Genomic DNA, 25,755 nt, shown 5'->3' on the forward strand with positions numbered 1-25,755 from the left:
AAACAAGGGGTTAGGTCGGTTCGTGGGGTTTTTCGAGGCCAAAAAAAACCGGGGCTTCGTTACCGTAAGCCCCGGCTTCTGTTACGTGAAAAATCTGGGGTAACAGTTTTTTCACGAAGTCACGTGTTACCCACACCTCGGACAGGTGACATTCAGCTTTCGCTGGCAACCCCGGTCTTGCGCCGCGGGATGCCCAGGCGCTGACGACGCTCCCACAGGCATTTGCGGCTGACCCCGAGTTTGCGCGCCAGCTCGGTTTCGGTCATGTGGTCTTGATGCTCGAGGACGAAATGCTGGAAATAGTCTTCCAGCGACAAGTCTTCGGTCGGCTCATGGCTGGTGTTACTGCCATTGCTGCCCTGTTGCGGTGCCAGGCCGATGAACTCGTCCTCTTCCAGGCCACTCAATTCGATGTCGATGCCCAGCAGCTCGGCAGAAATTTCCGGGCTCTCGCAGAGGATGACCGCGCGCTCGACAGCGTTTTCCAGCTCGCGAACGTTACCCGGCCAGGAGTAATGACGAATCGCCTGTTCGGCATCCGGGGCGAATTTCAGATCGGTGCGGTTGACCCGCGCGCTCTGTCGCGCCAGGAAGGCATTGGCGATTTCGTTGACATCCGCACCACGCTCGCGCAAGGCCGGCAGTTTCAGAGCGATCACGTGGAGGCGGTAATACAAGTCTTCACGGAACTGGCCGATTTTTGCCAGGCTCTTGAGGTCCCGGTGCGTCGCGGCGATCAAACGGACATCGACCTTTTGCGATTGAACCGAACCCACCCGGCGAATTTCCCCTTCCTGCAACACGCGCAGCAAACGGGCTTGGGCTTCCAGAGGCAGTTCACCGATCTCGTCGAGGAACAGCGTGCCACCGTCCGCTGCTTCCACCAGACCAGCTCGCCCGGCGCTGGCGCCGGTGAATGCACCTTTTTCGTGACCGAACAGCTCGGACTCGATCAGGCTTTCCGGAATGGCCGCGCAGTTCACCGAAATCATCGGCGCCTTGGCGCGCTTGGACAGGTTGTGCAGGGCACGCGCCACCAGTTCTTTACCGGTGCCGGATTCGCCCTGGATTAACACGTTGGAATCGGTCGGCGCGACTTTACGGATTTTGCTGTAAAGGTCCTGCATCGGCGGGCACGAGCCGATGATGCCGATTTCGCCATTATTGTTGTCGACGCCTGCTTTTGCGGAGCCATTAGCGGCTTTGCCAGCAGGCGCTTCTCCACCGGCCGGCAACGATTGCCGATCACGCAGGATACGGGCGACAGCCTGGAGCATTTCATCGTGATCGAAAGGCTTGGCGATGTAGTCCACCGCGCCCATCTTCATCGAGTCGACCGCTGAACGCAGGCTGGCGTAGCTGGTCATGATCAGCACCGGCGTGCCCTGGCCGAGTTTGATCAACTCGGTGCCCGGAGCGCCCGGCAGACGCAGGTCACTGACGATCAGGTCGAACGTGGGAATGGTGAAGCGTTCTTGTGCTTCCTGCACTGAACCGGCTTCGCTGACCTGGTACTGGTTACGTTCCAGCAGGCGGCGCAAGGCGGAGCGGATAATTGTTTCGTCTTCGACGATCAAAATGTGCGGCATTGATTCGATACTCTCGACGGTCTCAGTTCACAGCGGACGTCGCTTCGACATGACGCGGCAAGGTCACCCGGATACGGGTGCCGCGTTGGCTTTGAACATCAGCCGGGCTGTCGATGGTGATTTGTCCATAATGCTCTTCAACGATGGAATAGACCAGTGCAAGGCCCAGACCGGTGCCTTCGCCAGGATCCTTGGTGGTGAAAAAAGGTTCGAACAATCTATCCATGATGTTCTTAGGAATACCGCTGCCTTCGTCTTCCACGATCAGGTCGACCGTGTGTTCGCCGGCTTCGCTTTTCACCCGCACTGCGCTGCCTGGAGGCGAGGCGTCGCGGGCGTTTGAGAGCAGGTTGATCAGTACTTGGGCGAGTCGCTGCGGATCGCCTTCGACCCAGTGATCGGGGTCGCACAGGTTATAGAACTGCACTTCGAAATTGCGCCGGTTCAGGGCCAGCAAACCGATGGCATCCTGCGCCACTTCGGCCAGACAGACGGGCTCATCGCTGTGCTGGTGACTGCCGGCGTGGGCGAAGCTCATCAGCGACTGGACGATGCGCGACACGCGTTTGGTCTGCTCCAGGATCTGCCCGCTGATTTCCTTCAGTTCGCTGTCTTCTTCGCGCTCTTCGCGCAGGTTCTGCGCCAGACAGGCGATGCCAGTGATCGGGTTGCCGATTTCATGGGCCACACCGGCGGCGAGTCGACCGATGCTGGCCAGACGCTCGGAGTGCACCAGTTTGTCTTCGAGCATCTGGGTTTCGGTCAGGTCTTCAACCAGCAACACCAAGCCGCTGTTACCCGGTGCGAGCGGTTCATCGATTGCGGCTTTGTGCAGGTTCAACCAGCGGGTCTGGCCGTCGAGGGCCAGGTGCTGTTTGTGCAAATGCTCGTCGGGCAGATTGATGAAGCCTTGCAGCAGTTCCTTCCACGGATCGGCAATGGTGCTCAGGCGCGAACCCACCACACGTTGCGCGGCAATCCCGGTCAGCTCCTCCATGGCTTTGTTCCACATGAGGATTTCCTGATCCTTGGCCAGTGAGCAGACGCCCATCGGCAGTTCCTGCAGGGTCTGGCGGTGGTAGCGGCGCAAGGCGTCGAGCTCGGCGGCCAGGCCGGTCAGGCGCGAGTGGTAATCCTCAAGACGACTTTCGATGAAGTGAATGTCTTCAGTGACATAGTTCTCGCCGCCGGCCTTATAGGGAAGGAAGGTTTCGACCATGTCCTGCGCCACGCTCGGGCCCATCAGGCCGGACAGGTTGGCTTCGATGCGGTCACGCAGGCGGCGCAAGGCGTAAGGCCGGCGCTCGTCGAACGGCAGGTAGAGATCACGCAGCGCCTGTTCGACTTCTTTTTGCGCCGCTTTGGCGCCCAAGGGTTTTGCCAGCTGCGTGGCGAATTCCTGCGGGGAAGCGGCGTGCAATTCTCGGCGTTGCGGGCGGCGTACGTTATCCACGGCGCAGGCTTCGGCGGCGCTGGCTTCTTCCGGGCTGGCGTTGGTAAACAGCGAGATCAGGGTGAACATCAGCACGTTGGCGGCCAGCGAGGCAATCGCCGCCATGTGCCAACTGGTGTCATCCAGCACGTAGATCATGTTCAGCAGCGGGATGTAAAAGCCCTGCAGATTGCCCACAAGCGGCAACAACATCGTGACCAGCCACACCAGGATCCCTGCGAGCAAACCGGCAATGAAACCGCGGCGGTTGGCGGTCGGCCAGTACAGAACCGACAGGACACCGGGCAGGAACTGCAGCGTGGCGACAAACGCGACGATGCCGAGGTTGGCCAGATCCTGTTCTGCACCCAGCAGCAGGTAAAACCCGTAGCCGGCCATGATGATCGCCACAATCAACGCCCGGCGGGTCCACTTCAGCCAGCGGTAGATGTTGCCTTCGGCCGGTGGCTGATAGAGCGGCAACACCAGATGGTTCAGGGCCATCCCGGACAGCGCCAGGGTGGTGACGATGATCAGGCCACTCGCCGCCGACAGGCCGCCGACGTACGCCAAAAGTGCCAAGGCCTTGCTGTTGGCGGCGATGCCGATGCCGAGCGTGAAGTATTCGGGATTGGTGGTGGCGCCGAGTTTCAGGCCCGCCCAGAGAATCAGCGGCACTGCCAGGCTCATCAGCAGCAGGAACAGGGGCAGGCCCCAGCTTGCACTGACCAGCGAGCGCGGGTTGAGGTTTTCGGTGAAGGTCATGTGATACATGTGCGGCATCACAATCGCCGAAGCGAAGAACACCAGCAGCAGCGTGCGCCATGGCCCTTCTTGCAGTGGCGTGTGCAGAGCGGCGAGGGCGGTCTGGTTTTGCAGCAGCCACAGTTCCAGCTGCTGAGGGCCGTCGAACACGCCGTACAACGCATACAGGCCGACGCCGCCGATGGCGATCAGCTTGATCACCGACTCGAAGGCGATGGCGAACACCAGGCCTTCATGTTTCTCGCGGGTCGCGATGTGGCGCGAGCCAAAGAAGATGGTGAACAGGGTAATCAGTGCGCAGAAACTCAAGGCGACCCGATGCTGCACCGGTTCGCGGGTGAGGATGCCGATGGAGTCGGCGACCGCTTGAATCTGCAGGGCCAGCAGGGGCAACACACCGATCAGCATGAAAATCGTGGTCAGCGCGCCGGCCCATGTGCTGCGGAACCGGAACGCGAACAGGTCGGCCAGCGACGACAGTTGATAGGTCCGGGTAATTTTCAGGATCGGGTACAGCAGCACCGGCGCCAGCAAAAATGCGCCGGAGACCCCGAGGTAGCTGGACAAGAAGCCGTAGCCGTACTGATAGGCCAGGCCCACCGTGCCGTAAAACGCCCAGGCACTGGCGTAGACGCCCAATGACAGGGTGTAGGTCAACGGGTGGCGAATGATCGCCCGGGGAATCATGCCCCGTTCACTGACCCAGGCCACGCCGAACAGCACTGCCAGGTAGGCAGCGCTGATCAGGATCATCTGGGTCAGGCTAAAGCTCATCGGCATCTTTTTGGCTCTGCAGGATGAAGGTCACGACGATCAGAATCAGCCAGAGCAGATAAGGGCGATACCAGGCGCCAGTGGCGTCGATCCACCAATCCATGATGGCCGGGGAAAACAGATAAATCCCCACTACCAGGAGCAGGACCAAGCGATAGATGTACATCCCGGCCTCTCTTTTTTATGCGCGTGCCCGAAAACGTGCGGCGATGGTAACGGATGGGGGCGCCACTGCAAGTGCGATCACTGCAGTTGCGCCTCGGGCAGGTTCAGTGTGCGCGGGATAAGCGACGCATCCCAGTGGGCAATGCCCCAATTCAACACTTCCCGTGGGCTGGCATAAGCCAGTTCGGTGCCGGGTTTTTGTCCGAGTGCGCGCAATGCCCTTAGCAATAAAGGCGTCGCTTGATCTTCGGTCAGCGGGGGCGAGCGGTAGGATTTGCCGAGTTTGTTGCCATCGGGCTGGGTAATCAGCGGGATGTGCAGGTAACGCGGTTGTCGCAGGCCGAGCAATTCTTGCAGATAGAGCTGTCTCGGCGTCGAGTCCAGCAGGTCGGCACCGCGTACGATGTCGGTGATGCCTTGCCAGGCATCGTCCAGCACCACGGCCAGTTGATAGGCGTAGAGCCCGTCGCGACGGCGAATGACGAAATCGCCGACCTCGCGGCCCAAATGCTGGCGGTATTCGCCTTGCACGCGGTCGATGAAGTGGTATTCCAGCTCGGGTACGCGCAGGCGAATGGCCGCGTCTTCGGTGGCGTGGCCGGCGTTGCGGCACAGTCCCGGATAAATGCCGTGATACGCCTCCAGTTGTTTGCGCGAACAGGTGCAGGCGTAAGCGAGGCCGTGACTGAACAGGCGATTGAGCACTTCGGCATAAGCCTCGTGGCGGTCGCTCTGACGAACCATTTCACCGTCCCACTCGAAACCGTAGCTCTCCAGTGCCTTGAGAATCGCTGCCTGGGCGCCGGGTTCTTCCCGTGGAGGGTCGAGGTCTTCCATGCGCATCAGCCACCGCCCCCCTACCGAGCGAGCGTCGAGGTACGAGGCCAGTGCAGCGACCAGCGAACCGAAATGCAAATGGCCACTGGGCGTGGGGGCGAAGCGCCCGATGTAGGGCGTGGCGATGGCAGTCATGAGGGCAATGTTACTTTTCCGGGCTTGCGCCAGTCACCTGTGGGAGCGAGCCTGCTCGCGAAGAGGCCATCAGCCGCAACATCGATGTTGGCTGATTCATCGCTTTCGCGAGCAGGGTTCCTCGCAGAGGCAAAGATCAGAAACAAAAACGGAGCGTTCGCACGCTCCGTTTTTCGTTCAAGTCGATATTACTTGCCGACTTGCTTTTCCTTGATTTCCGCCAGGGTCTTGCAGTCAACGCACATGTCGGCGGTAGGGCGGGCTTCCAGTCGCTTGACGCCGATCTCGACGCCGCAAGACTCGCACCAGCCATATTCTTCGTCTTCGATCAGCTGAAGCGTCTTGTCGATCTTCTTGATCAGCTTGCGCTCGCGGTCGCGGGCACGCAGCTCGAGGCTGAACTCTTCTTCCTGGCTGGCACGGTCTGCCGGGTCCGGGAAGTTGGCCGCTTCGTCTTTCATGTGATCAACCGTACGGTCGACTTCCTGCATCAAGTCCTGTTTCCACTTGTTCAGGATCTTGGTGAAGTGAGCGCGCATGGGTTTGCCCATGTACTCCTCGCCCTTGACTTCTTTGTAGGGTTCGAAGCCGCTGATCGTCGTGGTTTGCTGCTTTGCTTGGGTGGACATGAAATAGACCGCCTCTACTCTTGTAATCCATTGCGCAGGATTGCTCCATCACCGACACCTGCCGGCCCTGCGGCTGCAAGCGGGCGAACTTACCAGATCAAATCGGGGCGCGCTACTCCCGGATGTCGAGGTAGTGGCCCGCGGGGCTTGCAAATCATTGCAAAGCCTTGCCTGGTGGTGTTGGAGGCCTGATCAAATATTGATTTTAGTCAAACCTGGGGTACTCGTTTGAGTCGTTTATGGCCAAGGTTCTAAGGGGTGTGACCGCTTTAGGTTCTCGCTCGTTCCTGCGCTTGGGTAGAATCGGTTCTTTTCCCGTTGAAGGAAGGCTAATGGCCCAGTCCTACAGTGCTCGCAGTCGTGCGATTGAACCTTTCCATGTCATGGCGCTGCTGGCGCGGGCCAATGAGTTGCAGGCCGCTGGCCACGACGTGATCCACCTGGAAATCGGCGAGCCGGACTTCACCACCGCCGAGCCGATCATCCAGGCTGGCCAAGCCGCATTGACGGCGGGGAAGACCCGCTACACCGCGGCGCGGGGCATTCCCGAGTTGCGCGAGGCGATTTCCAATTTTTATCAGCAACGGTACGGGTTGAACATTGACCCCAAGCGAATCCTCATCACCCCCGGTGGTTCGGGGGCCTTGTTGCTGGCCAGCGCCTTGCTGGTGGACCCGGGCAAACACTGGCTGCTGGCGGATCCGGGCTACCCCTGTAACCGGCACTTTCTGCGACTGGTAGAAGGCGCGGCACAGCTTGTTCCTGTCGGTCCGGACGTGCGTTATCAGCTGACCCCCGATCTGGTCGCACGGCATTGGGACCACGACAGCGTCGGTGCTTTGGTCGCATCCCCGGCCAATCCGACCGGGACCATCCTGACCCGCGACGAACTGGCGGGGCTGTCTGCGGCGATCAAGGTTCGTCACGGCCATCTGGTGGTGGACGAGATCTATCACGGCCTGACGTACGGCACCGATGCCGCCAGCGTGCTGGAAGTCGATGACAATGCGTTCGTGCTCAACAGTTTTTCCAAGTATTTCGGCATGACCGGTTGGCGTCTCGGCTGGCTAGTGGCGCCGGAAGCGGCCGTCGGCGAGCTGGAAAAACTCGCGCAAAATCTCTACATCAGCGCGCCGAGCATGGCTCAGCACGCCGCTCTGGCCTGTTTTGAGCCAGCGACCATCAGCATTCTGGAAGAGCGCCGCGCCGAATTTGGTCGTCGTCGCGATTTCCTCCTGCCGGCCCTGCGCGAGTTGGGTTTCGGGATTGCCGTAGAGCCGGAAGGCGCGTTCTATTTGTACGCTGATATCAGCAAGTTCGGCGGAGATGCCTTCGCGTTCTGCCGGCATTTCCTGGAAACCGAACACGTGGCCATCACCCCGGGGCTGGATTTCGGGCGTTATCAGGCCGGGCACCACGTGCGTTTTGCCTACACCCAAAGCCTGCCGCGCTTGCAGGAAGCGGTCGAGCGCATTGCTCGCGGCCTAAAGAGCTGGCAAGGCTGATGCGTTTTCATCCTCCCCTCGAAGAAGGTCGCCTCATCCGCCGTTACAAGCGTTTTCTCGCCGATATCGAAACCGTTAGCGGCGAGTTGCTGACCATTCATTGCCCCAACACAGGCTCGATGCTCAATTGCCAGGTCGAAGGCGGGCAAGTCTGGTTCAGCCGCTCAAACGACCCCAAGCGCAAGTTACCCGGCACCTGGGAAGTCGGTGAAACCCCGCAAGGGCGCTTGTTTTGCGTGAACACCGCCCGCGCCAACGGGTTGATCGAAGAGGCGCTGCGTGCCGGTGTCATCAGTGAACTGAACGGGTTTACTGAACTGAAGCGTGAAGTCGCCTACGGACAGGAAAGCAGCCGCATCGATTTTCGTCTCGAATACCCCAGCGGCCCGGCTTATATAGAGGTCAAAAGCGTCACCCTGGGTTTCGACGGGTCGTCGGTGGCGGCGTTTCCGGACGCCGTGACCCAGCGCGGGGCCAAGCATTTGCGCGAATTGGCGCACCTGGCCCGGGACGGGATTCGTGCGGTGCAGTTGTATTGCGTCAACCTGACCGGCATCGACGCGGTGCGTCCTGCAGAAGAAATCGATTCGGCCTACGCGGCAGCCTTGCGTGAGGCCATCGCGTGCGGCGTCGAGGTGCTGGCTTATGGCGTGCGTTTGAGCCATGAAGAAATGGTCGTCGACCGACGTCTGGACGTGCTGCTCAACGGTTAAAGGCTGACCCAGAGCCCTTGCGCATCTTCGCGACAGGGCACAGCGGTCAGTGATTGACCGGCGCAGGGGCCCGAAACGCATTCGCCGTCTTCGATCAGAAACAGTGCGCCGTGGGTGGCGCACTGGATCAGGCTGTTGCTGGGGTCGAGAAAGCTGTCTGGCGTCCATTCCAGACCGACGCCACGGTGCGGGCAGCGATTGATGTAGACGTAGGCCTGGCCGCCCCGGCGTACGGCGAAGAGCTTCTGCCCGTCGATGTCGAAACCGCGACTGCTGGCGTCAGCCAATTCGGCGCCTGTACAAAGAAACTTCATGTCTATCCTCTAGCTCGTGACCAGATATGTCCGAGCTTGACGTTCAAATGCAAACAATTATCAAATGGCCGCCTTGCCCGTCGGGTACAGGTGCCAGACGCCGAGGATACTTGGCCTGTTATCTCGATGCCTGGGAAAACTATTAAGGAAGCTGTTTATGCGCCTGAGTACCCGCGTTGCTGCGCTCTGTGTCGGACTCCTCGTCAGTCACCACGCCGCAGCGGCCGAGTTGCCGCAACGTTGGGTCAGTGCCGGTGGCGCGTTGTCCGAGTGGGTAAGCGCGCTGGGTGGCGAATCGAAACTGGTCGGCGTCGACACCACCAGTCAGCATCCTGAAAGCCTCAAGGCGCTGCCCAGCATTGGCTATCAGCGGCAATTGTCGGCGGAAGGCATCTTGAGCTTACGCCCGCAGATCCTCATCGGCACCGAAGAAATGGGCCCGCCGCCCGTGCTCTCGCAGATTCGTAATGCCGGGGTGCAGGTCGAGCTGTTCTCGGCGCAGCCGGATCTGCCAACCTTGCAGGGCAACTTGCAGCATTTGGGCAAGTTGTTGGGCGCTGAAGAGCAGGCTGTTCAAGCGTACCAGCGTTACCAGGAGCAACTCGCTCAGCAAAAAATCCGCGTGACCAAGGCACAGCTGACGCAACCGTCACCGGGTGTGCTGTTGCTGCTCGGGCACGCGGGCGGTAAACCGCTCATCGCTGGCAAGGACACCGCCGCCGATTGGTTGCTGCGCCAGGCTGGTGGCCACAACCTGGCCACGCATACCGGCTACAAACCGTTTTCTGTCGAGTCGCTGATCAGCCTCGACCCCGAGGTGCTGGTGTTTTCCGACCGGGCTCTGACGGGTGATGCGGCGCGTGCCGCGTTGTTCAAGGAAAACCCGATGCTGTCCACGACGCGTGCGGCAAAGGACGGACGGGTCATGGAGCTGGATCCGACGTTGCTGGTGGGCGGGCTGGGGCCACGATTGCCGGACAGCCTCAAAAAGCTGTCTGACGGTTTCTTTCCTGGCACGGCCGGCCAATGACCGTCCTGGTTAAGCCTCGTACGTTGTTCATTGGCCTGAGCCTTCTGTGTGTGCTGGCGATCTGGCTGTCGCTGGCGCTAGGGCCGGTCAGTCTGCCGTTGCTCGACACCCTGCACGCCGCATTGCGCCTGGCCGGATTGCCGATTGCTGCGGATGGGTTGGAGCAAGCCGAATTGATCGTCGGGCAAATTCGCCTGCCGCGAACCTTGCTGGGGTTGGCGGTGGGTGGCGTGCTGGCGCTCTCCGGTGTGGCAATGCAGGGCCTGTTTCGCAACCCGCTTGCCGATCCGGGGTTGGTGGGGGTGTCCAGCGGCGCGGCATTGGGGGCGGCCATCGCAATTGTTGGCGGCTCGGCGTTTGGCGGTTTGCCTGAGTCCTTCGGGCCTTATCTGTTATCGGTGTGTGCGTTTCTCGGTGGGCTCGGGGTGACTGCGCTGGTGTATCGACTGGGCCGGCGCAACGGCCAGACCAACGTCGCGACGATGCTGTTGGCCGGTATCGCATTGACCGCACTGGCGGGCTCGGCGGTGGGTTTGTTCACCTATCTGGCTGACGACGCGACTTTGCGTACGCTGACGTTCTGGAATCTGGGCAGCCTCAATGGCGCCAGTTACGCGCGGCTCTGGCCGTTGCTGCTGGTCAGCGCGGGTGTGGCACTCTGGTTGCCGCGTCGAGCCAAGGCCTTGAATGCGTTGTTGCTGGGGGAATCGGAGGCGGGTCATTTAGGCATCGACGTCGAAGGGCTCAAGCGCGAATTGGTGTTCTGTACAGCGCTGGGTGTTGGCGCGGCTGTGGCGGCGGCGGGGATGATCGGGTTTGTCGGCCTGGTGGTGCCGCATCTCGTGCGCTTGCTCGCGGGTCCTGATCACCGAGTGTTACTGCCCGCTTCGATACTCGCCGGTGCCAGTCTTCTATTATTTGCCGATCTGGTGGCGCGACTGGCCCTGGCACCGGCCGAGTTACCGATCGGCATTGTTACGGCCTTTATCGGCGCGCCGTTCTTTCTGTTCTTGTTGCTCCGGAGACGCGCCTGATGTTGCGCGCGCAGAACCTGCACATCCGTCGCGGCACCAAGACCGTGCTGACGGACATCACGCTTGAGCTTCGGTCAGGCGAGGTGCTGGGCGTGCTCGGCCCCAATGGCGCCGGCAAAAGTACCTTGCTCGGTGCCTTGTGCGGCGAGTTGCATGCCGATCATGGAAGCGTCTGGCTCGATGATCGCGAATTGCGTCACTGGGCCGCACCGCTGCGTGCGCAGCGACTGGCGGTGCTGCCGCAGGTGTCGACCCTGGACTTTGCCTTTCGCGTCGAAGAAGTGGTGGGCATGGGGCGTTTGCCCCATCAAAGTGGGCGAGCGCGCGATGACGAGATTGTCGCGGCCGCACTACACGCCGCCGATGCCAGTCACCTGAGTGGTCGCAGCTATCTGGCCTTGTCTGGCGGCGAGCGTCAGCGGGTGCATTTGGCCCGAGTGCTGGCGCAGCTCTGGCCGGGTGAGGCGGGGCAGACGCTGTTGCTCGATGAGCCGACCTCGATGCTCGACCCGCTGCATCAGCACACCACCCTGCAAGCGGTGCGCGAATTTGCCGATCGCGGCGCGGCGGTGCTGGTCATCCTGCATGATCTGAACCTGGCGGCGCGGTATTGTGATCGTCTGTTACTGCTTGAGGGGGGGCGTCCCGTGGCGTTGGACACACCGGAGCAGGTCCTGAAACCCGAGCCGCTCAAAGCCGTGTTCGGGCTGGAAGTGTTGGTGCAGCAGCATCCGGAGCGTGGGCATCCGCTGATCATCGCCCGCTGAGACTGTCATCGAGGTGAACATGCGTGGGATTTTTCTGCTGGCCGTACTGCTCTTGAGTGCCTGCCAGCATGTTGCGGTGCCACCGCCGGTCAACGGTGAAATCCGTGACCTGCGAAACGGTCAGGTCCTGACCGCGCAGGAACTGCTTGAGCGACTGGCCAAGCCTTCGCGGCTGATCGTCGGCGAGCAGCATGACAATCGCGATCACCATCAGCTGGAACTGTGGTTGTTGCAGTCGCTGGGGGAGCAACGGCCGCAAGGCAGTTTGCTCCTTGAAATGCTCACGCCGGATCAGCAGTCGCGGGTTGATGATGTTCGTCATGGGCCGACGCCACCGTCCAATTTGCCAGTTGCCTTGGCCTGGCAGGAAGGGTGGGACTGGGCGCTTTACGGGCCCATCGTGCGTTTTGCGCTGACTCAACCCTATCCCTTGCTTGCGGCCAACCTGGACAACCTCGACGTTCGCGCGGTCTATGCCAAACCTCCGGCATTGAGTGGCTCGCGCTCTAATGCGGCAGCGGTCAAGGAGGAGTTGCTGGCAGAGATCAGCGACTCCCATTGTGGTTTGCTGCCCACTTCGCAAATGCCCGCCATGTTGGCGGTCCAGCAACAACGAGACCGGCGAATGGCCGAGCGCTTGCTGGCGGCTCCAACACCTTCATTGCTGTTTGCCGGCGCCTATCACGCGCGCAAGGACGTTGGTGTGCCGATCCATGCACTGGATTTGGGGCAGGCGCCAGCGCCGACGGTGTTGCTGCTGGCAGAGCAGGGGGCGGAGGTGACAGCGGCAATGGCCGATTACGTCTGGTACACGCCTGCTTCGTCGCCTCAGGATTACTGCGCACAGATGCGCAAGCAATTCGGCAAGTAACGACCGGTGCTTTCACAGGTAAAAAGGCACAGGCAAAAATTCACAGGCAAAAAAAGACCCGGCAAGAGCCGGGTCGAATAACCGTGATTAGCCTGATGAGGAGATATCTGAGAGTCCGAACCAAGGGCTTTTCAAATATCGACCAGTCTCGCGACCGGTTGGTGGTAATCATAGCGATTCTCATTACCATGTCAACCGCTGTTTTTCAGTTTCTTTGAGATACCCCGCCAATTCGGTTCAAAGCCAATGCCATCAAGCCTTGTGGCGCGAGGAAATCGCTTCCAGCTGTTTGTTCAAGGCTTCTTTACGCTCGGCCGGAATGTCGTTCCAGTGCACATCCATCAGGGCACCTTCGATCGCATACAACAACACCTTTGACGCCCGAAACCCGCGCGTACGCACGGCCCGATAAGCATCCACCGCCCCGAGGCGACGCAAATCCGAGGCGCTGTGGATGCCCACGGCATGCAGCCACTGCGCCGACGTCTTGCCAAGATTCTTCAGGTGTTGCAGTTCATCATTCATCAAGCCTCCTTGCGACGGCCGAACGGTGCGTGGGCGAGCTTCTCAGGAGTGTAGCCATCAGTAGGAAAAGCGTGATTGTTTGGTCGGTTTCGACGCAAAAGCTTCTAAGAGGACGAGGCAAAGACGGGTAGGGAAGGGGCGCCAGAAGTCGGTTTTCGGGCGATCAAACGGCATCCAGCGCAAAGCGGGGGGCGCTGGACGTGTCAGGCTAAGACGTCGTTTTTAGCGAGTGCGATAACGCAGGCGTGTGCCGAAGTTCATCGACATCAGGATCTCGTCCGCGCTCAGCTCTGCCGGGAAGTAGGCACCGGAGATCTGCGCATGGGCCAGGCTTGCGCCTTCCAGTTGTGCGCTGCGAAAATCGATGCCGCGCAAATCGGCGGAGCGGAAATAGGCATCAGTGAAATCGACGCCATCGGCATTCAGTTCACGCAAGTCCAGGCCCCGGAAATCGCCACCGGCCATGTCGATAGGTCCGTCTTTGGGCCGCTCATTGTTGAATCCTGCGATGTCGTCTTTGTGCAGCAAGGCATACAGCGGGGTGTCGAGAAGTTTGGGCTGGCTCATGTCGCATCACCTGATGGTTTTATGACGCCAGTATAGTGCCACTATTTGACAGCCGTGAAGCCAGGGAAGGCTTCACGGCTGAAATAGTTTTTACAGGCCTGGCATGCGTTGGCGGATTTGCGCAACAACGGTGTCGAGGGTCCCGCTTTCATTGGTCTGGACGCGCTTGCTGCACAGAATCTCAGCGGGTGTCAGCGCTTCACGATTGGCTTGCTGGGCTGCGATAACGGCCAGGTTGGCGTCGGACGGATCCTTTTTGTCTGCCTGACGCAGGGCCAGCCAGCTCTCAATGACAGCTTGCGGCGCATGGCAATCGAGGATCAGGAACGGTGCACCAGTGGCCTCGGCAATTTTCGCCGCGCCGTCACGCTGGTCGCGCTTGAGGTAAGTGGCATCGATTACTACCGGGAAACCGGCGCGCAGGATGATTCCGGCGATTTCATGCAGGCGGCTGTAGGTGGCGGCAGTGGCGTCTGCATTATAAATGCCGGCCTGTGGATCATTCGCTACGGTTTGTTCACCGAACAGACGTTTGCGTTCTACATCCGAGCGCAGGCGAATGGCGCCCAGCGCTTCGACCAGGCGCATGGCCACGTGACTTTTGCCGACAGCAGACACGCCGTGGGTGATCGCCATGAAGCGTGAAGGAATGGTGCTGTAGCTTTCCGCCAGGTTGGCGTAATTGCGGTACTGGCGCAGGGTCGTTGCGCGCTGCACCGGATCGGCTTCGGCGGGCATGCTGAACAGGCTGACCTTGGCGCGAACCAGTGCGCGGTAGGCCTTATAGAAGTTCAGCAGTTCAAGGCCTTGATAGTCGCCGGTCAGCTCCAGGTACTGGCTGACGAAACGGCGCGCGAGGCATTTCAAACCACGGTCTTCCAGGTCCATCGCCAGGAAACCGGTGTCGGCGTAGACGTCGGTGAAACGGAACGGTTCGTTGAATTCGATGCAGTCGAAAATCACGACCTTGCCATCGATCACGGTGGCGTTGCCCAAGTGGATATCACCGTGGCATTCACGAATGAAGCCTTCGGCCTTGCGCTGGGCGAACAGTGGTTTGAGGCGTTCGAAGCTGCTTTCGGCCCAGGCTTGCAGGGCGTCGAGTTGCACCAGGTCGGCCTTGTCGCTGAGGAACGGACGGATCTGCTCGAAGTTCTGGCGTACCGGTGCCATCACGCTGTCCGGGGTACCGGCTTCGTGTTCGGCAGGCACTTTCGGTGCGTTGAGGTGGAATTGAGCAATCTGCGCGGCCATCTCGTCGATGTGCGCGGTGGTCAGTTCGCCATTGGCCTGCAGGGTGCTGAGCAACTGGCTTTGTGGAAATTGACGCATTTTCAGGGCGAAATCGACGACCGGGCCATCGCCACCGAATTGAGGGGCATCGGCGGTGCCGGTGATTGGCAACACTTCCAGATACAAATCGTTGGTCAGGCGCTGGTTCAAACGCAGTTCTTCGCCGCAGAAGTGCTCGCGGGCACCGAGGCTGGTGAAGTCGAGGAAGCCGAAGTTCACCGGCTTCTTCACTTTATAAGCAAAGGGGCCTGTGAGGATGACCCAGGAAATATGGGTTTCGATGACCTGGAACCCGTCTACCGCATGCGGGTAGAGGGCCGGGTTTTGCAGAGCGGCGATCAGGGACTGGCTCACAGGCGATCCTTCAAAGACTGGGAAAAATGCAAGGCCGCCATTATGGCCGCAAGTCCGCCTGACGCAAACCTCGGAGGGCGCCTGTTGAGTATCAATAAAGTGCGTATAATCCGCCGCCATGACTCGTACTCGATCCCCCCGCACTCCAAAAAAACCACCTTCCAGGGGCCTTAGCCCGTGGCTGGGCTGGGCCTTTAAACTCAGTCTGGTCGGCCTCGTGGTGCTTGCCGGATTCGCGGTTTACCTCGACGCTATCGTCCAGGAAAAGTTCTCCGGCAAGCGCTGGACGATCCCTGCCAAGGTGTATGCGCGCCCGCTGGAGCTGTTTACCGGCCAGAAGCTGAGCAAGGATGACTTCCTCACCGAGCTCGACGCCCTGGGCTACCGTCGCGAAAGCGTGAGCAATGGCCCCGGCGCTGCGGCAGTCAACGGCAATACTGTTGATTTGAATACCCGTGGCTTCCAGTTTTATGAAGGCCTGGAAAAACCGCAGCCTGTGCGCGTGCGTTTCTCCGGCGACTATGTCGCTGAGCTTTCGGCGACCAACGGTTCGAAGCTGTCGGTGGTGCGCCTTGAGCCGCTGCTGATCGGCGGGATTTATCCGAAAAACCTCGAAGACCGCATCCTGATCAAAATCGATCAGGTGCCGCCGTATCTGCTGGAAACTCTGGTCGCCGTGGAAGATCGGGATTTCTATAGCCACTGGGGCGTGTCGCCGAAGTCGATTGCCCGAGCGGTCTACGTCAACACCTCTGGCGGCAAGATGACCCAGGGTGGGAGTACGCTGACCCAACAGCTGGTCAAGAACTTCTACCTGACCAGCGAACGCAGCCTGACCCGCAAGCTCACCGAAGCGATGATGGCGATGTTGCTTGAGCTGCATTATGACAAGCGGGAAATTCTTGAGGCTTACCTCAACGAAGTGTTCGTCGGTCAGGACGGCCAGCGCGCGGTGCACGGTTTCGGTCTGGCCAGCCAGTTCTTCTTCGGGCAGCCATTGTCCGAACTGAAATTGCATCAGGTTGCCTTGCTGGTGGGGATGGTCAAAGGGCCGTCCTATTACAACCCGCGTCGCAATCCCGAGCGGGCGCTTGAGCGACGCAATCTGGTGCTCGACGTCCTTGAACAGCAGGGCGTCGCCACCGCTGAACAAGTTGCTGCGGCGAAGAACATGCCATTGGGCGTGACGACACGCGGCAAATTGGCCGACAGCTCGTTCCCGGGTTTCCTCGATCTGGTTAAACGCCAGTTGCGCGAAGACTACCGTGACGAAGACTTGACCGAAGAAGGCCTGCGGATCTTCACCAGCTTCGACCCGATTCTGCAGATGAAAGCCGAAGCCTCCGTCAACGACACCTTCAAGCGTCTGTCGGGTCGCAAGGGGTCCGATGACGTTGAAGCGGCGATGGTCGTGACCAACCCGGAAACCGGAGAGGTCCAGGCCATGATCGGCAGTCGCCAGGCGAGTTTTGCCGGCTTCAACCGTGCGCTGGATGCGGTGCGTCCTGTGGGGTCGTTGATCAAGCCGGCGGTTTATCTGACGGCTCTTGAGAAACCCACCCAGTACACCTTGACCAGTTGGCTGTCGGACGAGTCCTTCTCGGTCAAAGGCGCGGACGGTCAGGTCTGGAAACCACAGAACTACGATCGTCGTTCCCACGGGACGGTGTTCCTTTATCAGGGGCTGGCGCATTCCTACAACCTGTCGACCGCGCGTCTTGGCCTGGCAGTGGGAGTACCGAATGTCCTCAAGACCCTCGCTCGCTTGGGCGTGACCCGAGAATTCCCGGCATTCCCGTCGATGTTGCTGGGCGCAGGTGGCATGACGCCGATTGAAGTGGCGACCATGTACCAGACGCTGGCCAACGGTGGTTTCAATACGCCGATGCGCGGGATTCGTAGCGTTTTGACCGCTGAGGGCGAACCGCTCAAGCGTTATCCGTTCCAGATAGAGCAGCGTTTTGATCCGGCGTCCATTTACCTGATCCAGAGCGCCATGCAACGGGTCATGCGTGAAGGTACCGGCAGTTCGGTTTATAACGTGTTGCCGAAAACCCTGACACTGGCCGGTAAGACCGGTACCAGTAACGACTCGCGAGACAGCTGGTTCGCCGGTTTCAGTCAGGACTTGCTGGCGGTGGTCTGGCTAGGCCGCGATGACAACGGCAAGACGCCGTTCACTGGCGCGACCGGCGCCTTGCAGGTCTGGACCAGCTTCATGCGCAAAGCCGATCCGCTGCCGCTGGACATGCCGCAACCGGACAATGTGGTTCAGGCCTGGGTCGATTCGCGTACCGGGCAAGGCTCCGACGCCAACTGCCCAGGCGCGGTACAGATGCCGTATATTCGCGGCAGCGAACCACCTCCCGGTGCGGCTTGCGGTGGCGAAAGCCCTGCTTCCGGCGAAACGGTGATGGATTGGGTCAAGGGCTGGATGAATTAAGCAAAGAGGGATTTACGTGAACAAGTGGTTGATACCAGCGGTTGTCGCCGTGGCGTTGCTCAGCGGTTGCTCCACCGTACAACGCGGTTCGATTCCGGTTGAAGACTCCGGCACGGCTGTGTCCAACAGCGAGCGGATTTCGGCCAATGGCGGTTTCCGCAAGTCGACCGTGAAGCGTCCTGCGCAAGCCCAATCGCAAACCCAGGCGATTCCGCAAGGCGATACCGGTGTGGTGGTGATGGTCCCGGGTGGCGGCGCTGTCTCCTCGGCACCGATCAGCACCTCGCCGATCACGCCAGGCCCGATTACTCCGGGGCCGATCGACACGTCTGCGGTCCAGTCGGCACCGATCAATCAGGGCAGCTACAGCATGCCGTCGACGCCGAGCGGGATTCCTTCGGCAAACGCCGGCGGTCTGTCTGCCGACGAGCAGCTGGATGGTCCGGTGCTGGCGCTGCTGACCACGGCTCAGCAGCAACAGGCGAGCGGCGACCTCAACGGTGCTTCGTCCAGCCTGGAACGTGCCCAGCGCGTTGCACCGCGTGAGCCGCAAGTGCTTTATCGCCTGGCTCAAGTGCGCATGGCCCAAGGCGATGCGCCCCAGGCTGAACAATTCGCTCGTCGTGGTCTGACGTTCGCCAATGGCCGTCCAGACCTTCAGGCCAGCCTGTGGGAATTGATCGCCCAGGCACGCGAGAAGCAAGGTGATTCTGCCGGCGCAGCATTGGCCCGTCAGAAGGCCAAGGTTTCGCTGTGATGGACGCGCGCTTCCCGAAGATTGCCGAGCAGTTGCTGCTGATTGAGCGTGAACTGCGGGTGCAGGGGTGGTGGGATGAAGTCTCGCCCTCCGCTGAAGCACTTTCCAGCGTCGAGCCGTTTTCGGTCGATACGCTGGATTTCGAGCAGTGGCTGCAATGGATCTTCCTGCCCCGGATGAAGATGATCCTCGAGCAGGACCTGCCATTGCCCGCCGTCTCCGGGATTCAGGAGATGGCCGAAATGGTCTTCGCCGCCCGTGATGTCCAGGGCCGGGATCGACAGCTGCAAGTGTTGCTCAAAGAGTTCGATCTGCTGATCACCCTCTCCCGCTGAATCGGAAACTGCCAGTGCCTACTGGCAGTTTTGCGCAATCTGTTTCTGCGTTTCGCTGATGCGTTCCTGACGTTGTTGATCGGTCAGGCGACGCATTTCGCCCTCCACATCCTCCCGAAGTCGCGGATTGTTCTGCAGTTGCGCCAGATTCGTGCGCGCCTGCACGCAAAATGCCTTGAGTTGGGCCTGCTGCTCGGCGACCTGCTTTTTCACCCTGTTGTCGATTTCCTGCTGATTGCCGATGGCTTTATTGCCGGGCACTGTGGCCGGTTGGCTCACGGAAGAGGAGGGCGTCACCACGGTGGTGGCCTGCTGGCCTTGGGGTGGTTGTGCGTCGAAGTGAGTCACGCCCTGGGCATCGACCCATTTGTAGATCTGGGCGGCCGTGCACAAAGGGCTGATCAGCAGGCTGACCATGAAGAAGATCGTTCGCATGCCATTTCCTTGTCATGAGTTGCGCAATCGAAGCTAACACAGTCGCTGTTTAGCGATTTTTTCTTGCTTTCTCATGTGCTTACTTCAATAAAGCACATAGACGACTTGACTTGCAGGGGACGAAACAGAAGAATCCAAAGTCCGCTGTAGAGGGACTGCCAGAAGCAGACCCACTCAGCAGATCATGAGGCGCACATCCGCGCCGACCTGTTACACCCGCAACGCGTTACCTCGCGCTGGGTGGGAAAGGCCCGCAACACTTGGGACGATCCCAATACTTGCTCAGTCAGTGCTGACGTAGTCGGCGACCACCGTCGCTCATGCTCTGCTGAGAAGTAAACCTATTAAGACCCGTCCCCGTTTATGTGGGCGGTATTCTGGCGTTTTAGAGGTGAACAACGTGGAGCTTTTATCTGGCGGTGAGATGCTCGTCCGCTTCTTGCGTGACGAAGGCGTCAAATATATCTACGGGTACCCGGGTGGTGCTCTTCTTCATGTTTACGATGCCCTGTTCAAAGAACCGGAAGTGACCCACATCCTGGTTCGTCACGAACAAGCGGCTACCCATATGGCTGACGGCTATGCCCGTGCCACGGGTAAAGCCGGCGTGGTATTGGTGACTTCCGGTCCTGGCGCAACAAACGCCATCACCGGTATTGCCACCGCCTATATGGATTCGATTCCTATGGTGGTCATTTCCGGCCAGGTGCCTAGCAGCATGGTGGGCACCGATGCGTTCCAGGAAACCGACATGATCGGTATCTCCCGGCCGATCGTGAAGCACAGCTTCATGATCAAGCACGCGTCGGAAATCCCGGAAGTCATGAAGAAAGCCTTCTACCTGGCGCAATCCGGTCGTCCGGGCCCGGTCGTTGTCGATATCCCGAAAGACATGACCAACCCGGCCGAGAAGTACGAATACATCTTCCCGAAAAAAGCCAAGCTGCGTTCCTACAGCCCGGCCGTTCGCGGTCATTCCGGGCAAATCCGCAAGGCGGCAGAAATGCTCCTGGCGGCCAAGCGTCCGGTGATGTACGCCGGTGGCGGCGTGATTCTCGGTGGTGGCTCCGCGCCGCTGACCGAATTGGCGAAGATGCTCAACCTGCCAGTGACCAATACCCTGATGGGTCTGGGTGCCTACCCTGGCACCGACCGTCAGTTCATCGGCATGCTCGGCATGCACGGCAGCTACACCGCAAACCTGGCGATGCACCACGCCGACGTGATCCTTGCGGTCGGCGCGCGTTTCGATGACCGCGTGATCAATGGCCCGGCGAAATTCTGCCCGAATGCCAAGATCATTCACATCGACATCGATCCGGCTTCGATCTCCAAGACCATCAAGGCAGACGTACCTATCGTCGGCCCGGTCGAGAGCGTCCTGACCGAAATGGTCGCGATCCTAAAGGAAATCGGCGAGACCCCGAACAAGGAGTCCGTTGCCAGCTGGTGGAAGCAAGTTGACGAGTGGCGCGGTGATGGTGGCCTGTTTCCTTACGACAAGGGCGACGGCAGCGTCATCAAGCCGCAGACCGTGATCGAAACCCTGTGCGAAGTCACCAAGGGCGATGCTTATGTCGCTTCGGACGTGGGCCAGCACCAGATGTTCGCCGCGCAGTACTACAAGTTCAACAAGCCTAATCGCTGGATCAACTCCGGTGGCCTGGGCACCATGGGCTTCGGTTTTCCGGCGGCCATGGGCATCAAGTTGAGCTTCCCGGATGCCGACGTCGTCTGCGTGACGGGCGAGGGCAGTATCCAGATGAACATTCAGGAGCTGTCCACCTGTCTGCAATATGGCTTGCCGGTCAAAATCGTCATCCTGAACAACGGTGTTCTGGGTATGGTTCGCCAGTGGCAAGACATGAGTTACGGCAGCCGTCACTCGCACTCGTACATGGAATCGCTGCCTGACTTCGTCAAGCTGGCAGAAGCCTATGGTCACGTTGGCGTGCGCATCACTGACTCGAAAACCTTGAAGTCGCAGATGGAAGAGGCGTTCGCCATGAAGGATCGCTTGGTCGTGCTGGATATTTCAGTCGACACCAGCGAGCACGTCTATCCGATGCAGATCAAAGACGGCTCCATGCGCGATATGTGGCTGAGCAAGACGGAGCGTACTTAATCATGCGACACATTATTTCCTTGCTTCTGGAAAACGAACCGGGCGCTCTGTCTCGTGTAGTCGGCCTGTTCTCGCAGCGCAACTACAACATCGAAAGCCTGACCGTGGCGCCAACCGAAGACCCGACCCTGTCGCGTCTGACGCTGACCACGGTTGGCCATGATGAAGTGATCGAGCAGATCACCAAGAACCTGAACAAGTTGATCGAAGTGGTCAAATTGGTCGACCTGTCGGAGAGTGCTCACATCGAGCGCGAACTGATGCTGGTCAAGGTCAAGGCCACCGGCGCCCAGCGCGCCGAGATCAAACGTACCACCGATATTTACCGTGGGCAGATCGTCGATGTCAGCGCTAGCGTGTATACCGTTCAACTGACCGGTACCAGCGACAAGCTCGACAGCTTCATTCAGTCCATTGGCACTGCGTCGATTCTGGAAACCGTCCGTAGCGGCGTAACCGGTATTGCTCGCGGCGACAAAGTACTCAGCATCTAAACCAGATTAGCGAATGGCCTGAACGGCCTGGATATATAGGGGAATTTCATGAAAGTTTATTACGAAAAAGACTGCGACCTGTCCATCATCCAGGGCAAGAAAGTTGCCATCATCGGTTACGGTTCCCAAGGCCACGCTCAGGCGTGCAACCTGAAAGACTCCGGCGTTGACGTTACCGTTGGTCTGCGTAAAGGTTCGGCCACTGTTGCCAAAGCCGAAGCTCATGGCCTGAAAGTGACCGACGTTGCTTCCGCTGTTGCAGCTGCCGACCTGGTCATGATCCTGACCCCGGACGAGTTCCAGTCTGCCCTGTACAAGAACGAAATCGAGCCGAACATCAAGAAAGGCGCCACCCTGGCCTTCTCCCACGGCTTCGCGATCCACTACAACCAGGTTGTTCCGCGCGCTGATCTCGACGTGATCATGATCGCGCCGAAAGCACCGGGCCACACCGTGCGTTCCGAGTTCGTCAAAGGCGGCGGTATCCCTGACCTGATCGCTATCTACCAGGATGCTTCGGGCAACGCCAAAAACGTTGCACTGTCCTACGCTGCTGGCGTTGGTGGCGGTCGTACCGGCATCATCGAAACCACCTTCAAGGACGAGACTGAAACCGACCTGTTCGGCGAGCAAGCCGTTCTGTGCGGCGGTACCGTTGAGCTGGTTAAAGCGGGTTTCGAAACTCTGGTTGAAGCTGGCTACGCGCCAGAAATGGCCTACTTCGAGTGCCTGCACGAACTTAAGCTGATCGTTGACCTCATGTACGAAGGCGGTATCGCCAACATGAACTACTCGATCTCCAACAACGCTGAGTACGGCGAGTACGTGACGGGTCCGGAAGTGATCAACGCCGAATCCCGCCAGGCCATGCGCAACGCCCTGAAACGTATTCAGGACGGCGAATACGCCAAGATGTTCATCAGCGAAGGCGCAACCGGCTATCCTTCGATGACCGCCAAGCGTCGTAACAACGCCGCTCACGGTATCGAAATCATCGGTGAGCAACTGCGCTCCATGATGCCGTGGATCGGTGCCAACAAGATCGTCGACAAAGCCAAAAACTAAGTCGCGACCCTGTACGAAAAACGCGGCCTAGGCCGCGTTTTTTCGTTTGGAACGCCGCTTCTGGTATAAAGCTGCATCGTTTGTGGCCGAACCGTCGTCCCAGACACCTGTCGAAAACTTTCCATCCTGTTGCAAGGTAATGTCCATGAGCGAACGCCCCGAAGAGCCAAACCAGGCTTCTGACGCCGAAAGCCTGCTGCCCATCGATGAACACATCGAGGAAGGGCATGACGCTGAAGGCCGCAAAGTCCGGCATCGTGGTATCTATCTTCTGCCGAATCTGTTCACCACTGCGAACCTGTTTGCAGGGTTTTATTCCATCATCAACTCGATGAGTGCCCAGGCCGCGTTGAGTGCCGGTGATTCGGTCAATGCGAGCAAGTACTTTGCTTTCGCTGCGATCGCGATTTTCGTGGCCATGGTGCTCGACGGTCTCGATGGCCGCGTAGCGCGCATGACCAATACCCAAAGCGCGTTTGGCGCCGAGTACGACTCGTTGTCGGACATGGTCGCCTTTGGCGTCGCGCCGGCATTGCTCGCGTTTGGCTGGGCCTTGGGTGATATGGGCAAGGTCGGCTGGATGGTCGCCTTCATCTATGTGGCTGGCGCTGCGCTGCGTCTGGCGCGCTTCAACACTCAGGTTGGCACCGCAGACAAGCGCTATTTTATCGGCCTGGCCAGTCCGGCAGCGGCGGGTGTGGTCGCAGGGATCGTCTGGGCGTTCAGCGACTACGGCATTCAGGGGTCGAAGATGTCCTTCCTGGTTGCGCTGATGGTGGCGGCGGCTGGCATGCTGATGGTCAGCAATATCAAGTACAACAGCTTCAAGGAGCTGGACTTGAAAGGGCGCGTACCTTTCGTGGCGATTCTTGCGGTGGTGCTGGTGTTTGCCGTGGTCTTCAGTGATCCGCCACGCATTCTGCTGCTGGTTTTCCTCGGTTATGCGGCCTCCGGCCCGGTGCAGTACCTGTTGCGTCTTCGTCGGCACAAAAACGCCGAGTGATGTAATTTCCCTCATACTCCGCAGTCTATTGGTGCAACTGTTCTCCAATGCTGCGGAGTTGCCATGCTGATCAAAGTCCCCAAAGCGTCTGACTGTCATGAGTCGGACGTCACGCCTGAATCCCTCTACCTATCTCGTCGCAGTGTTCTCGGTGCTGCCGTTGCCGGTTTGGCTGTCAGTAGCCTGCCGCGCTGGGCGAGTGCCGAAGACGCTGCGCGCTATGCCGATGTCGAGGCTGGCAGGGCGCCTTCCTGGTTTGCCGAAAAGCTTTCTTCTACTAAATGGGGCGCGGTCAACGTCAGGGACGAAGCGATCACGCCGTTCAAGGACGCAACCCACTACAACAACTTCTATGAGTTTGGCACTGATAAAGGCGACCCCGCTGCCAAGGCAGGCGCGCTAAAGACCGAGCCGTGGAGCGTGGTGGTGGATGGCGAGGTGGGCAAGCCGGGACGATATGCGCTGGAAGACTTCATGAAGCCTTATCAGCTGGAGGAACGGATCTATCGTCTTCGCTGCGTTGAGGCTTGGTCGATGGTCATTCCGTGGATCGGCTTTCCCATCTCGGCGCTGCTCAAGGAAGTCGAGCCGACCTCCAAGGCAAAATACATTCGTTTCGAAACCCTGGAAGATCCCAAGAGTATGCCGGGGCAGCGCTCCGGGTTTGCCTTGATCGACTGGCCGTATGTAGAAGGGTTGCGTCTGGATGAAGCCATGAACCCATTGGCGATTCTTGCGGTGGGTATGTATGGGCGTGAACTGCCCAATCAGAATGGCGCGCCGCTGCGTCTGGTGGTGCCCTGGAAGTACGGCTTCAAGAGCATCAAATCCATTGTGCGTATCAGCCTGGTCAGCGAGCCGCCGAAAACCACCTGGCAGAGCATCGCTGCGGATGAGTATGGTTTTTACGCGAACGTGAATCCGACGGTTGATCACCCGCGCTGGACTCAGGCGCGGGAGCGTCGATTGCCCAGTGGTCTGTTCAAACCCAATGTGCGGGACACGCAGATGTTCAATGGCTACTCCGATGAAGTGGCCTCTCTCTATACAGGGCTCGATCTGCGGAAGAACTACTGATGCGTTTTCCGGTTTGGCGTATTGGCGTCTTCATCGGGGCAGCGGTGTGGCCGTTGCTTTGGTTGTATCAGGCCTGGGCGGATGTGCTGGGGCCTGATCCGGGTAAAGTGCTGGTCGATCGATTGGGGCTGGGTACGCTCATCCTGTTACTCATCACACTCAGCATGACGCCTCTGCAAAAACTCACCGGGTGGGCAGGGTGGATTGCTGTGCGCCGGCAGTTGGGATTGTGGTGCTTCGCGTATGTGGTTTTGCACTTAAGTGGCTATACGGCGTTCATTCTCGGGTTTGACTGGTCGCAACTGGGGGTTGAGTTGCGCAAGCGACCGTACATTATCGTCGGCACATTGGGCTTTCTGTGTTTGCTGGCGTTGGCGGTGACCTCCAATCGCTACAGTCAGCGACGTTTAGGTGCGCGCTGGAAGAAGCTGCATCGCCTGGTCTATGTAATTCTCGGGCTTGGGTTGCTGCATATGTTGTGGATCGTTCGCGCCGATCTGAAGGAGTGGGCGGTGTATGCCTCTATAGGGGCTTTGCTATTAGTGTTGCGTGTACCGGCGGTTGCCCGTCGAATCCCGCGTTTAGTGGCTAAAAAGGCACCATCCGTACGAAAGGCGTAATTAAAGGTTGACGGCAGATTCTGGATGTCTATAATTCGCCCCACTTCCGGCGCAGTCGAAACGGAAAACTCCTTGGTAAACAAAGAGTTACGCAGTTTTCGG

The 25,755-nt window shown here is 59.4% G+C and carries 25 protein-coding genes; 15 read left to right on the forward strand and 10 right to left on the reverse strand.

Annotated features, from left to right (window positions below):
* Nucleotides 1-152 precede the first annotated feature (152 nt).
* The 5 genes from J2X66_RS27110 to dksA all read right to left on the reverse strand — a co-directional run bounded on the left by J2X66_RS27110 (nucleotide 153) and on the right by dksA (nucleotide 6,326).
* Nucleotides 153-1,589, reverse strand: coding sequence for a sigma-54 dependent transcriptional regulator (locus J2X66_RS27110; RefSeq protein ID WP_310270831.1), 1,437 nt, complete (start codon nucleotides 1,587-1,589; stop codon nucleotides 153-155).
* A gap of 22 nt (nucleotides 1,590-1,611) precedes the next feature.
* Nucleotides 1,612-4,566 carry an ATP-binding protein gene (locus J2X66_RS27115; protein WP_310270834.1) on the reverse strand — a complete coding sequence of 985 codons (2,955 nt, stop codon included), beginning with the start codon at nucleotides 4,564-4,566 and terminating at the stop codon, nucleotides 1,612-1,614.
* On the reverse strand, nucleotides 4,550-4,726 hold the full coding sequence (locus J2X66_RS27120) for a hypothetical protein (RefSeq protein WP_003176118.1): 177 nt from the start codon (nucleotides 4,724-4,726) through the stop codon (nucleotides 4,550-4,552). The genes J2X66_RS27115 and J2X66_RS27120 overlap by 17 nt, the downstream gene beginning before the upstream one ends.
* Before the next feature lie 77 nt (nucleotides 4,727-4,803).
* On the reverse strand, nucleotides 4,804-5,697 hold the full coding sequence (gluQRS, locus tag J2X66_RS27125; RefSeq protein WP_405046808.1) for a tRNA glutamyl-Q(34) synthetase GluQRS: 894 nt from the start codon (nucleotides 5,695-5,697) through the stop codon (nucleotides 4,804-4,806).
* 188 nt (nucleotides 5,698-5,885) lie between these two features.
* Complete coding sequence (gene dksA / locus J2X66_RS27130) at nucleotides 5,886-6,326, reverse strand: RNA polymerase-binding protein DksA (RefSeq protein ID WP_027924150.1); 441 nt, start codon at nucleotides 6,324-6,326, stop codon at nucleotides 5,886-5,888.
* 332 nt (nucleotides 6,327-6,658) lie between these two features.
* Between dksA and J2X66_RS27135 the strand changes: the two genes are divergently transcribed.
* Nucleotides 6,659-7,831: a pyridoxal phosphate-dependent aminotransferase gene (locus J2X66_RS27135; protein WP_310270837.1), complete on the forward strand. Its 1,173-nt coding sequence runs from the start codon at nucleotides 6,659-6,661 to the stop codon at nucleotides 7,829-7,831.
* Entirely contained in the window at nucleotides 7,831-8,544 is a 714-nt protein-coding gene (gene sfsA / locus J2X66_RS27140) for a DNA/RNA nuclease SfsA (RefSeq protein WP_310270841.1), read from the forward strand. The genes J2X66_RS27135 and sfsA overlap by 1 nt, the downstream gene beginning before the upstream one ends.
* On the opposite strand, the gene J2X66_RS27145 is transcribed toward sfsA, so the two are convergent.
* Nucleotides 8,541-8,858 carry a Rieske (2Fe-2S) protein gene (locus J2X66_RS27145; protein WP_310270844.1) on the reverse strand — a complete coding sequence of 106 codons (318 nt, stop codon included), beginning with the start codon at nucleotides 8,856-8,858 and terminating at the stop codon, nucleotides 8,541-8,543. The genes sfsA and J2X66_RS27145 overlap by 4 nt on opposite strands.
* Before the next feature lie 157 nt (nucleotides 8,859-9,015).
* Between J2X66_RS27145 and J2X66_RS27150 the strand changes: the two genes are divergently transcribed.
* The 4 genes from J2X66_RS27150 to J2X66_RS27165 are packed head-to-tail and all read left to right on the forward strand — an operon-like array spanning nucleotide 9,016 to nucleotide 12,560.
* Nucleotides 9,016-9,888: an ABC transporter substrate-binding protein gene (locus tag J2X66_RS27150; RefSeq protein WP_310270849.1), complete on the forward strand. Its 873-nt coding sequence runs from the start codon at nucleotides 9,016-9,018 to the stop codon at nucleotides 9,886-9,888.
* 50 nt (nucleotides 9,889-9,938) lie between these two features.
* Nucleotides 9,939-10,922: an iron ABC transporter permease gene (locus J2X66_RS27155; RefSeq protein ID WP_310270901.1), complete on the forward strand. Its 984-nt coding sequence runs from the start codon at nucleotides 9,939-9,941 to the stop codon at nucleotides 10,920-10,922.
* Nucleotides 10,922-11,689, forward strand: a complete 768-nt coding sequence (locus tag J2X66_RS27160; protein WP_310270852.1) for a heme ABC transporter ATP-binding protein — start codon at nucleotides 10,922-10,924, stop codon at nucleotides 11,687-11,689. Before J2X66_RS27155 ends, J2X66_RS27160 begins: the two co-directional genes overlap by 1 nt.
* 19 nt (nucleotides 11,690-11,708) lie before the next feature.
* Complete coding sequence (locus J2X66_RS27165) at nucleotides 11,709-12,560, forward strand: ChaN family lipoprotein (RefSeq protein WP_310270855.1); 852 nt, start codon at nucleotides 11,709-11,711, stop codon at nucleotides 12,558-12,560.
* 252 nt (nucleotides 12,561-12,812) lie between these two features.
* Here the strand turns inward: J2X66_RS27165 and J2X66_RS27170 are convergent, their stop codons facing one another.
* The 3 genes from J2X66_RS27170 to J2X66_RS27180 all read right to left on the reverse strand — a co-directional run bounded on the left by J2X66_RS27170 (nucleotide 12,813) and on the right by J2X66_RS27180 (nucleotide 15,299).
* Nucleotides 12,813-13,085, reverse strand: coding sequence for a TfoX/Sxy family protein (locus J2X66_RS27170; protein ID WP_007948654.1), 273 nt, complete (start codon nucleotides 13,083-13,085; stop codon nucleotides 12,813-12,815).
* Nucleotides 13,086-13,307: 222 nt separating this feature from the next.
* Nucleotides 13,308-13,652, reverse strand: a complete 345-nt coding sequence (locus J2X66_RS27175; protein WP_027924142.1) for a pentapeptide repeat-containing protein — start codon at nucleotides 13,650-13,652, stop codon at nucleotides 13,308-13,310.
* A gap of 90 nt (nucleotides 13,653-13,742) precedes the next feature.
* Entirely contained in the window at nucleotides 13,743-15,299 is a 1,557-nt protein-coding gene (locus tag J2X66_RS27180; RefSeq protein ID WP_310270858.1) for an AAA family ATPase, read from the reverse strand.
* A 118-nt stretch (nucleotides 15,300-15,417) separates the two neighbouring features.
* Here J2X66_RS27180 and mrcB point away from each other — a divergent pair, with 118 nt between their 5' ends.
* From mrcB to J2X66_RS27195, 3 genes are read left to right on the forward strand one after another with little or no spacing between them, the layout of a single operon-like run.
* Complete coding sequence (gene mrcB, locus J2X66_RS27185) at nucleotides 15,418-17,742, forward strand: penicillin-binding protein 1B (protein ID WP_310270861.1); 2,325 nt, start codon at nucleotides 15,418-15,420, stop codon at nucleotides 17,740-17,742.
* Between the two features lie 16 nt (nucleotides 17,743-17,758).
* Nucleotides 17,759-18,499, forward strand: coding sequence for a tetratricopeptide repeat protein (locus J2X66_RS27190; protein ID WP_310270864.1), 741 nt, complete (start codon nucleotides 17,759-17,761; stop codon nucleotides 18,497-18,499).
* The gene (locus tag J2X66_RS27195; RefSeq protein ID WP_310270866.1) at nucleotides 18,499-18,834 is read left to right on the forward strand and encodes a YqcC family protein; all 336 of its coding nucleotides are present in this window, start codon (nucleotides 18,499-18,501) and stop codon (nucleotides 18,832-18,834) included. Before J2X66_RS27190 ends, J2X66_RS27195 begins: the two co-directional genes overlap by 1 nt.
* Nucleotides 18,835-18,852: 18 nt before the next feature.
* Here J2X66_RS27195 and J2X66_RS27200 read toward each other — a convergent pair whose 3' ends face one another.
* On the reverse strand, nucleotides 18,853-19,269 hold the full coding sequence (locus J2X66_RS27200; protein ID WP_310270869.1) for a DUF4124 domain-containing protein: 417 nt from the start codon (nucleotides 19,267-19,269) through the stop codon (nucleotides 18,853-18,855).
* 400 nt (nucleotides 19,270-19,669) lie between these two features.
* Between J2X66_RS27200 and J2X66_RS27205 the strand changes: the two genes are divergently transcribed.
* The 6 genes from J2X66_RS27205 (at nucleotide 19,670) to msrQ (ending at nucleotide 25,653) form a co-directional block, all read left to right on the forward strand.
* Nucleotides 19,670-21,394, forward strand: coding sequence for an acetolactate synthase 3 large subunit (locus tag J2X66_RS27205; RefSeq protein WP_310270872.1), 1,725 nt, complete (start codon nucleotides 19,670-19,672; stop codon nucleotides 21,392-21,394).
* 2 nt (nucleotides 21,395-21,396) lie between these two features.
* A complete protein-coding gene (gene ilvN / locus J2X66_RS27210; RefSeq protein WP_003176102.1) occupies nucleotides 21,397-21,888 on the forward strand; it encodes an acetolactate synthase small subunit in 492 nt (163 codons plus the stop codon).
* A 48-nt stretch (nucleotides 21,889-21,936) separates the two neighbouring features.
* Complete coding sequence (gene ilvC, locus J2X66_RS27215) at nucleotides 21,937-22,953, forward strand: ketol-acid reductoisomerase (protein ID WP_007948647.1); 1,017 nt, start codon at nucleotides 21,937-21,939, stop codon at nucleotides 22,951-22,953.
* A gap of 145 nt (nucleotides 22,954-23,098) precedes the next feature.
* Complete coding sequence (gene pssA / locus J2X66_RS27220; protein ID WP_310270876.1) at nucleotides 23,099-23,956, forward strand: CDP-diacylglycerol--serine O-phosphatidyltransferase; 858 nt, start codon at nucleotides 23,099-23,101, stop codon at nucleotides 23,954-23,956.
* A 63-nt stretch (nucleotides 23,957-24,019) separates the two neighbouring features.
* On the forward strand, nucleotides 24,020-25,033 hold the full coding sequence (gene msrP / locus J2X66_RS27225) for a protein-methionine-sulfoxide reductase catalytic subunit MsrP (protein ID WP_310270879.1): 1,014 nt from the start codon (nucleotides 24,020-24,022) through the stop codon (nucleotides 25,031-25,033).
* Nucleotides 25,033-25,653, forward strand: a complete 621-nt coding sequence (gene msrQ, locus J2X66_RS27230; protein ID WP_310270881.1) for a protein-methionine-sulfoxide reductase heme-binding subunit MsrQ — start codon at nucleotides 25,033-25,035, stop codon at nucleotides 25,651-25,653. The genes msrP and msrQ overlap by 1 nt, the downstream gene beginning before the upstream one ends.
* Nucleotides 25,654-25,755 lie beyond the last annotated feature (102 nt).

This window comes from Pseudomonas sp. 3296 (genome assembly GCF_031456615.1).
In the GTDB taxonomy this organism is placed as follows: domain Bacteria; phylum Pseudomonadota; class Gammaproteobacteria; order Pseudomonadales; family Pseudomonadaceae; genus Aquipseudomonas; species Aquipseudomonas mucoides.

Excerpts from the sequence above, each read along its gene's own strand:
- J2X66_RS27165 (WP_310270855.1), top strand. The coding sequence starts at position 11,709 with ATGCGTGGGATTTTTCTGCTGGCCGTACTGCTCTTGAGTGCCTGCCAG.
- gluQRS (WP_405046808.1), bottom strand. The coding sequence starts at position 5,697 with ATGACTGCCATCGCCACGCCCTACATCGGGCGCTTCGCCCCCACGCCC.
- J2X66_RS27170 (WP_007948654.1), bottom strand. The coding sequence starts at position 13,085 with ATGAATGATGAACTGCAACACCTGAAGAATCTTGGCAAGACGTCGGCG.
- J2X66_RS27135 (WP_310270837.1), top strand. The coding sequence starts at position 6,659 with ATGGCCCAGTCCTACAGTGCTCGCAGTCGTGCGATTGAACCTTTCCAT.
- msrP (WP_310270879.1), top strand. The coding sequence starts at position 24,020 with ATGCTGATCAAAGTCCCCAAAGCGTCTGACTGTCATGAGTCGGACGTC.
- J2X66_RS27110 (WP_310270831.1), bottom strand. The coding sequence starts at position 1,589 with ATGCCGCACATTTTGATCGTCGAAGACGAAACAATTATCCGCTCCGCC.
- J2X66_RS27145 (WP_310270844.1), bottom strand. The coding sequence starts at position 8,858 with ATGAAGTTTCTTTGTACAGGCGCCGAATTGGCTGACGCCAGCAGTCGC.
- J2X66_RS27160 (WP_310270852.1), top strand. The coding sequence starts at position 10,922 with ATGTTGCGCGCGCAGAACCTGCACATCCGTCGCGGCACCAAGACCGTG.
- ilvN (WP_003176102.1), top strand. The coding sequence starts at position 21,397 with ATGCGACACATTATTTCCTTGCTTCTGGAAAACGAACCGGGCGCTCTG.
- sfsA (WP_310270841.1), top strand. The coding sequence starts at position 7,831 with ATGCGTTTTCATCCTCCCCTCGAAGAAGGTCGCCTCATCCGCCGTTAC.
- J2X66_RS27120 (WP_003176118.1), bottom strand. The coding sequence starts at position 4,726 with ATGTACATCTATCGCTTGGTCCTGCTCCTGGTAGTGGGGATTTATCTG.
- dksA (WP_027924150.1), bottom strand. The coding sequence starts at position 6,326 with ATGTCCACCCAAGCAAAGCAGCAAACCACGACGATCAGCGGCTTCGAA.
- ilvC (WP_007948647.1), top strand. The coding sequence starts at position 21,937 with ATGAAAGTTTATTACGAAAAAGACTGCGACCTGTCCATCATCCAGGGC.
- J2X66_RS27115 (WP_310270834.1), bottom strand. The coding sequence starts at position 4,566 with ATGCCGATGAGCTTTAGCCTGACCCAGATGATCCTGATCAGCGCTGCC.
- J2X66_RS27175 (WP_027924142.1), bottom strand. The coding sequence starts at position 13,652 with ATGAGCCAGCCCAAACTTCTCGACACCCCGCTGTATGCCTTGCTGCAC.
- J2X66_RS27150 (WP_310270849.1), top strand. The coding sequence starts at position 9,016 with ATGCGCCTGAGTACCCGCGTTGCTGCGCTCTGTGTCGGACTCCTCGTC.
- pssA (WP_310270876.1), top strand. The coding sequence starts at position 23,099 with ATGAGCGAACGCCCCGAAGAGCCAAACCAGGCTTCTGACGCCGAAAGC.
- J2X66_RS27195 (WP_310270866.1), top strand. The coding sequence starts at position 18,499 with ATGGACGCGCGCTTCCCGAAGATTGCCGAGCAGTTGCTGCTGATTGAG.
- J2X66_RS27200 (WP_310270869.1), bottom strand. The coding sequence starts at position 19,269 with ATGCGAACGATCTTCTTCATGGTCAGCCTGCTGATCAGCCCTTTGTGC.
- mrcB (WP_310270861.1), top strand. The coding sequence starts at position 15,418 with ATGACTCGTACTCGATCCCCCCGCACTCCAAAAAAACCACCTTCCAGG.
- msrQ (WP_310270881.1), top strand. The coding sequence starts at position 25,033 with ATGCGTTTTCCGGTTTGGCGTATTGGCGTCTTCATCGGGGCAGCGGTG.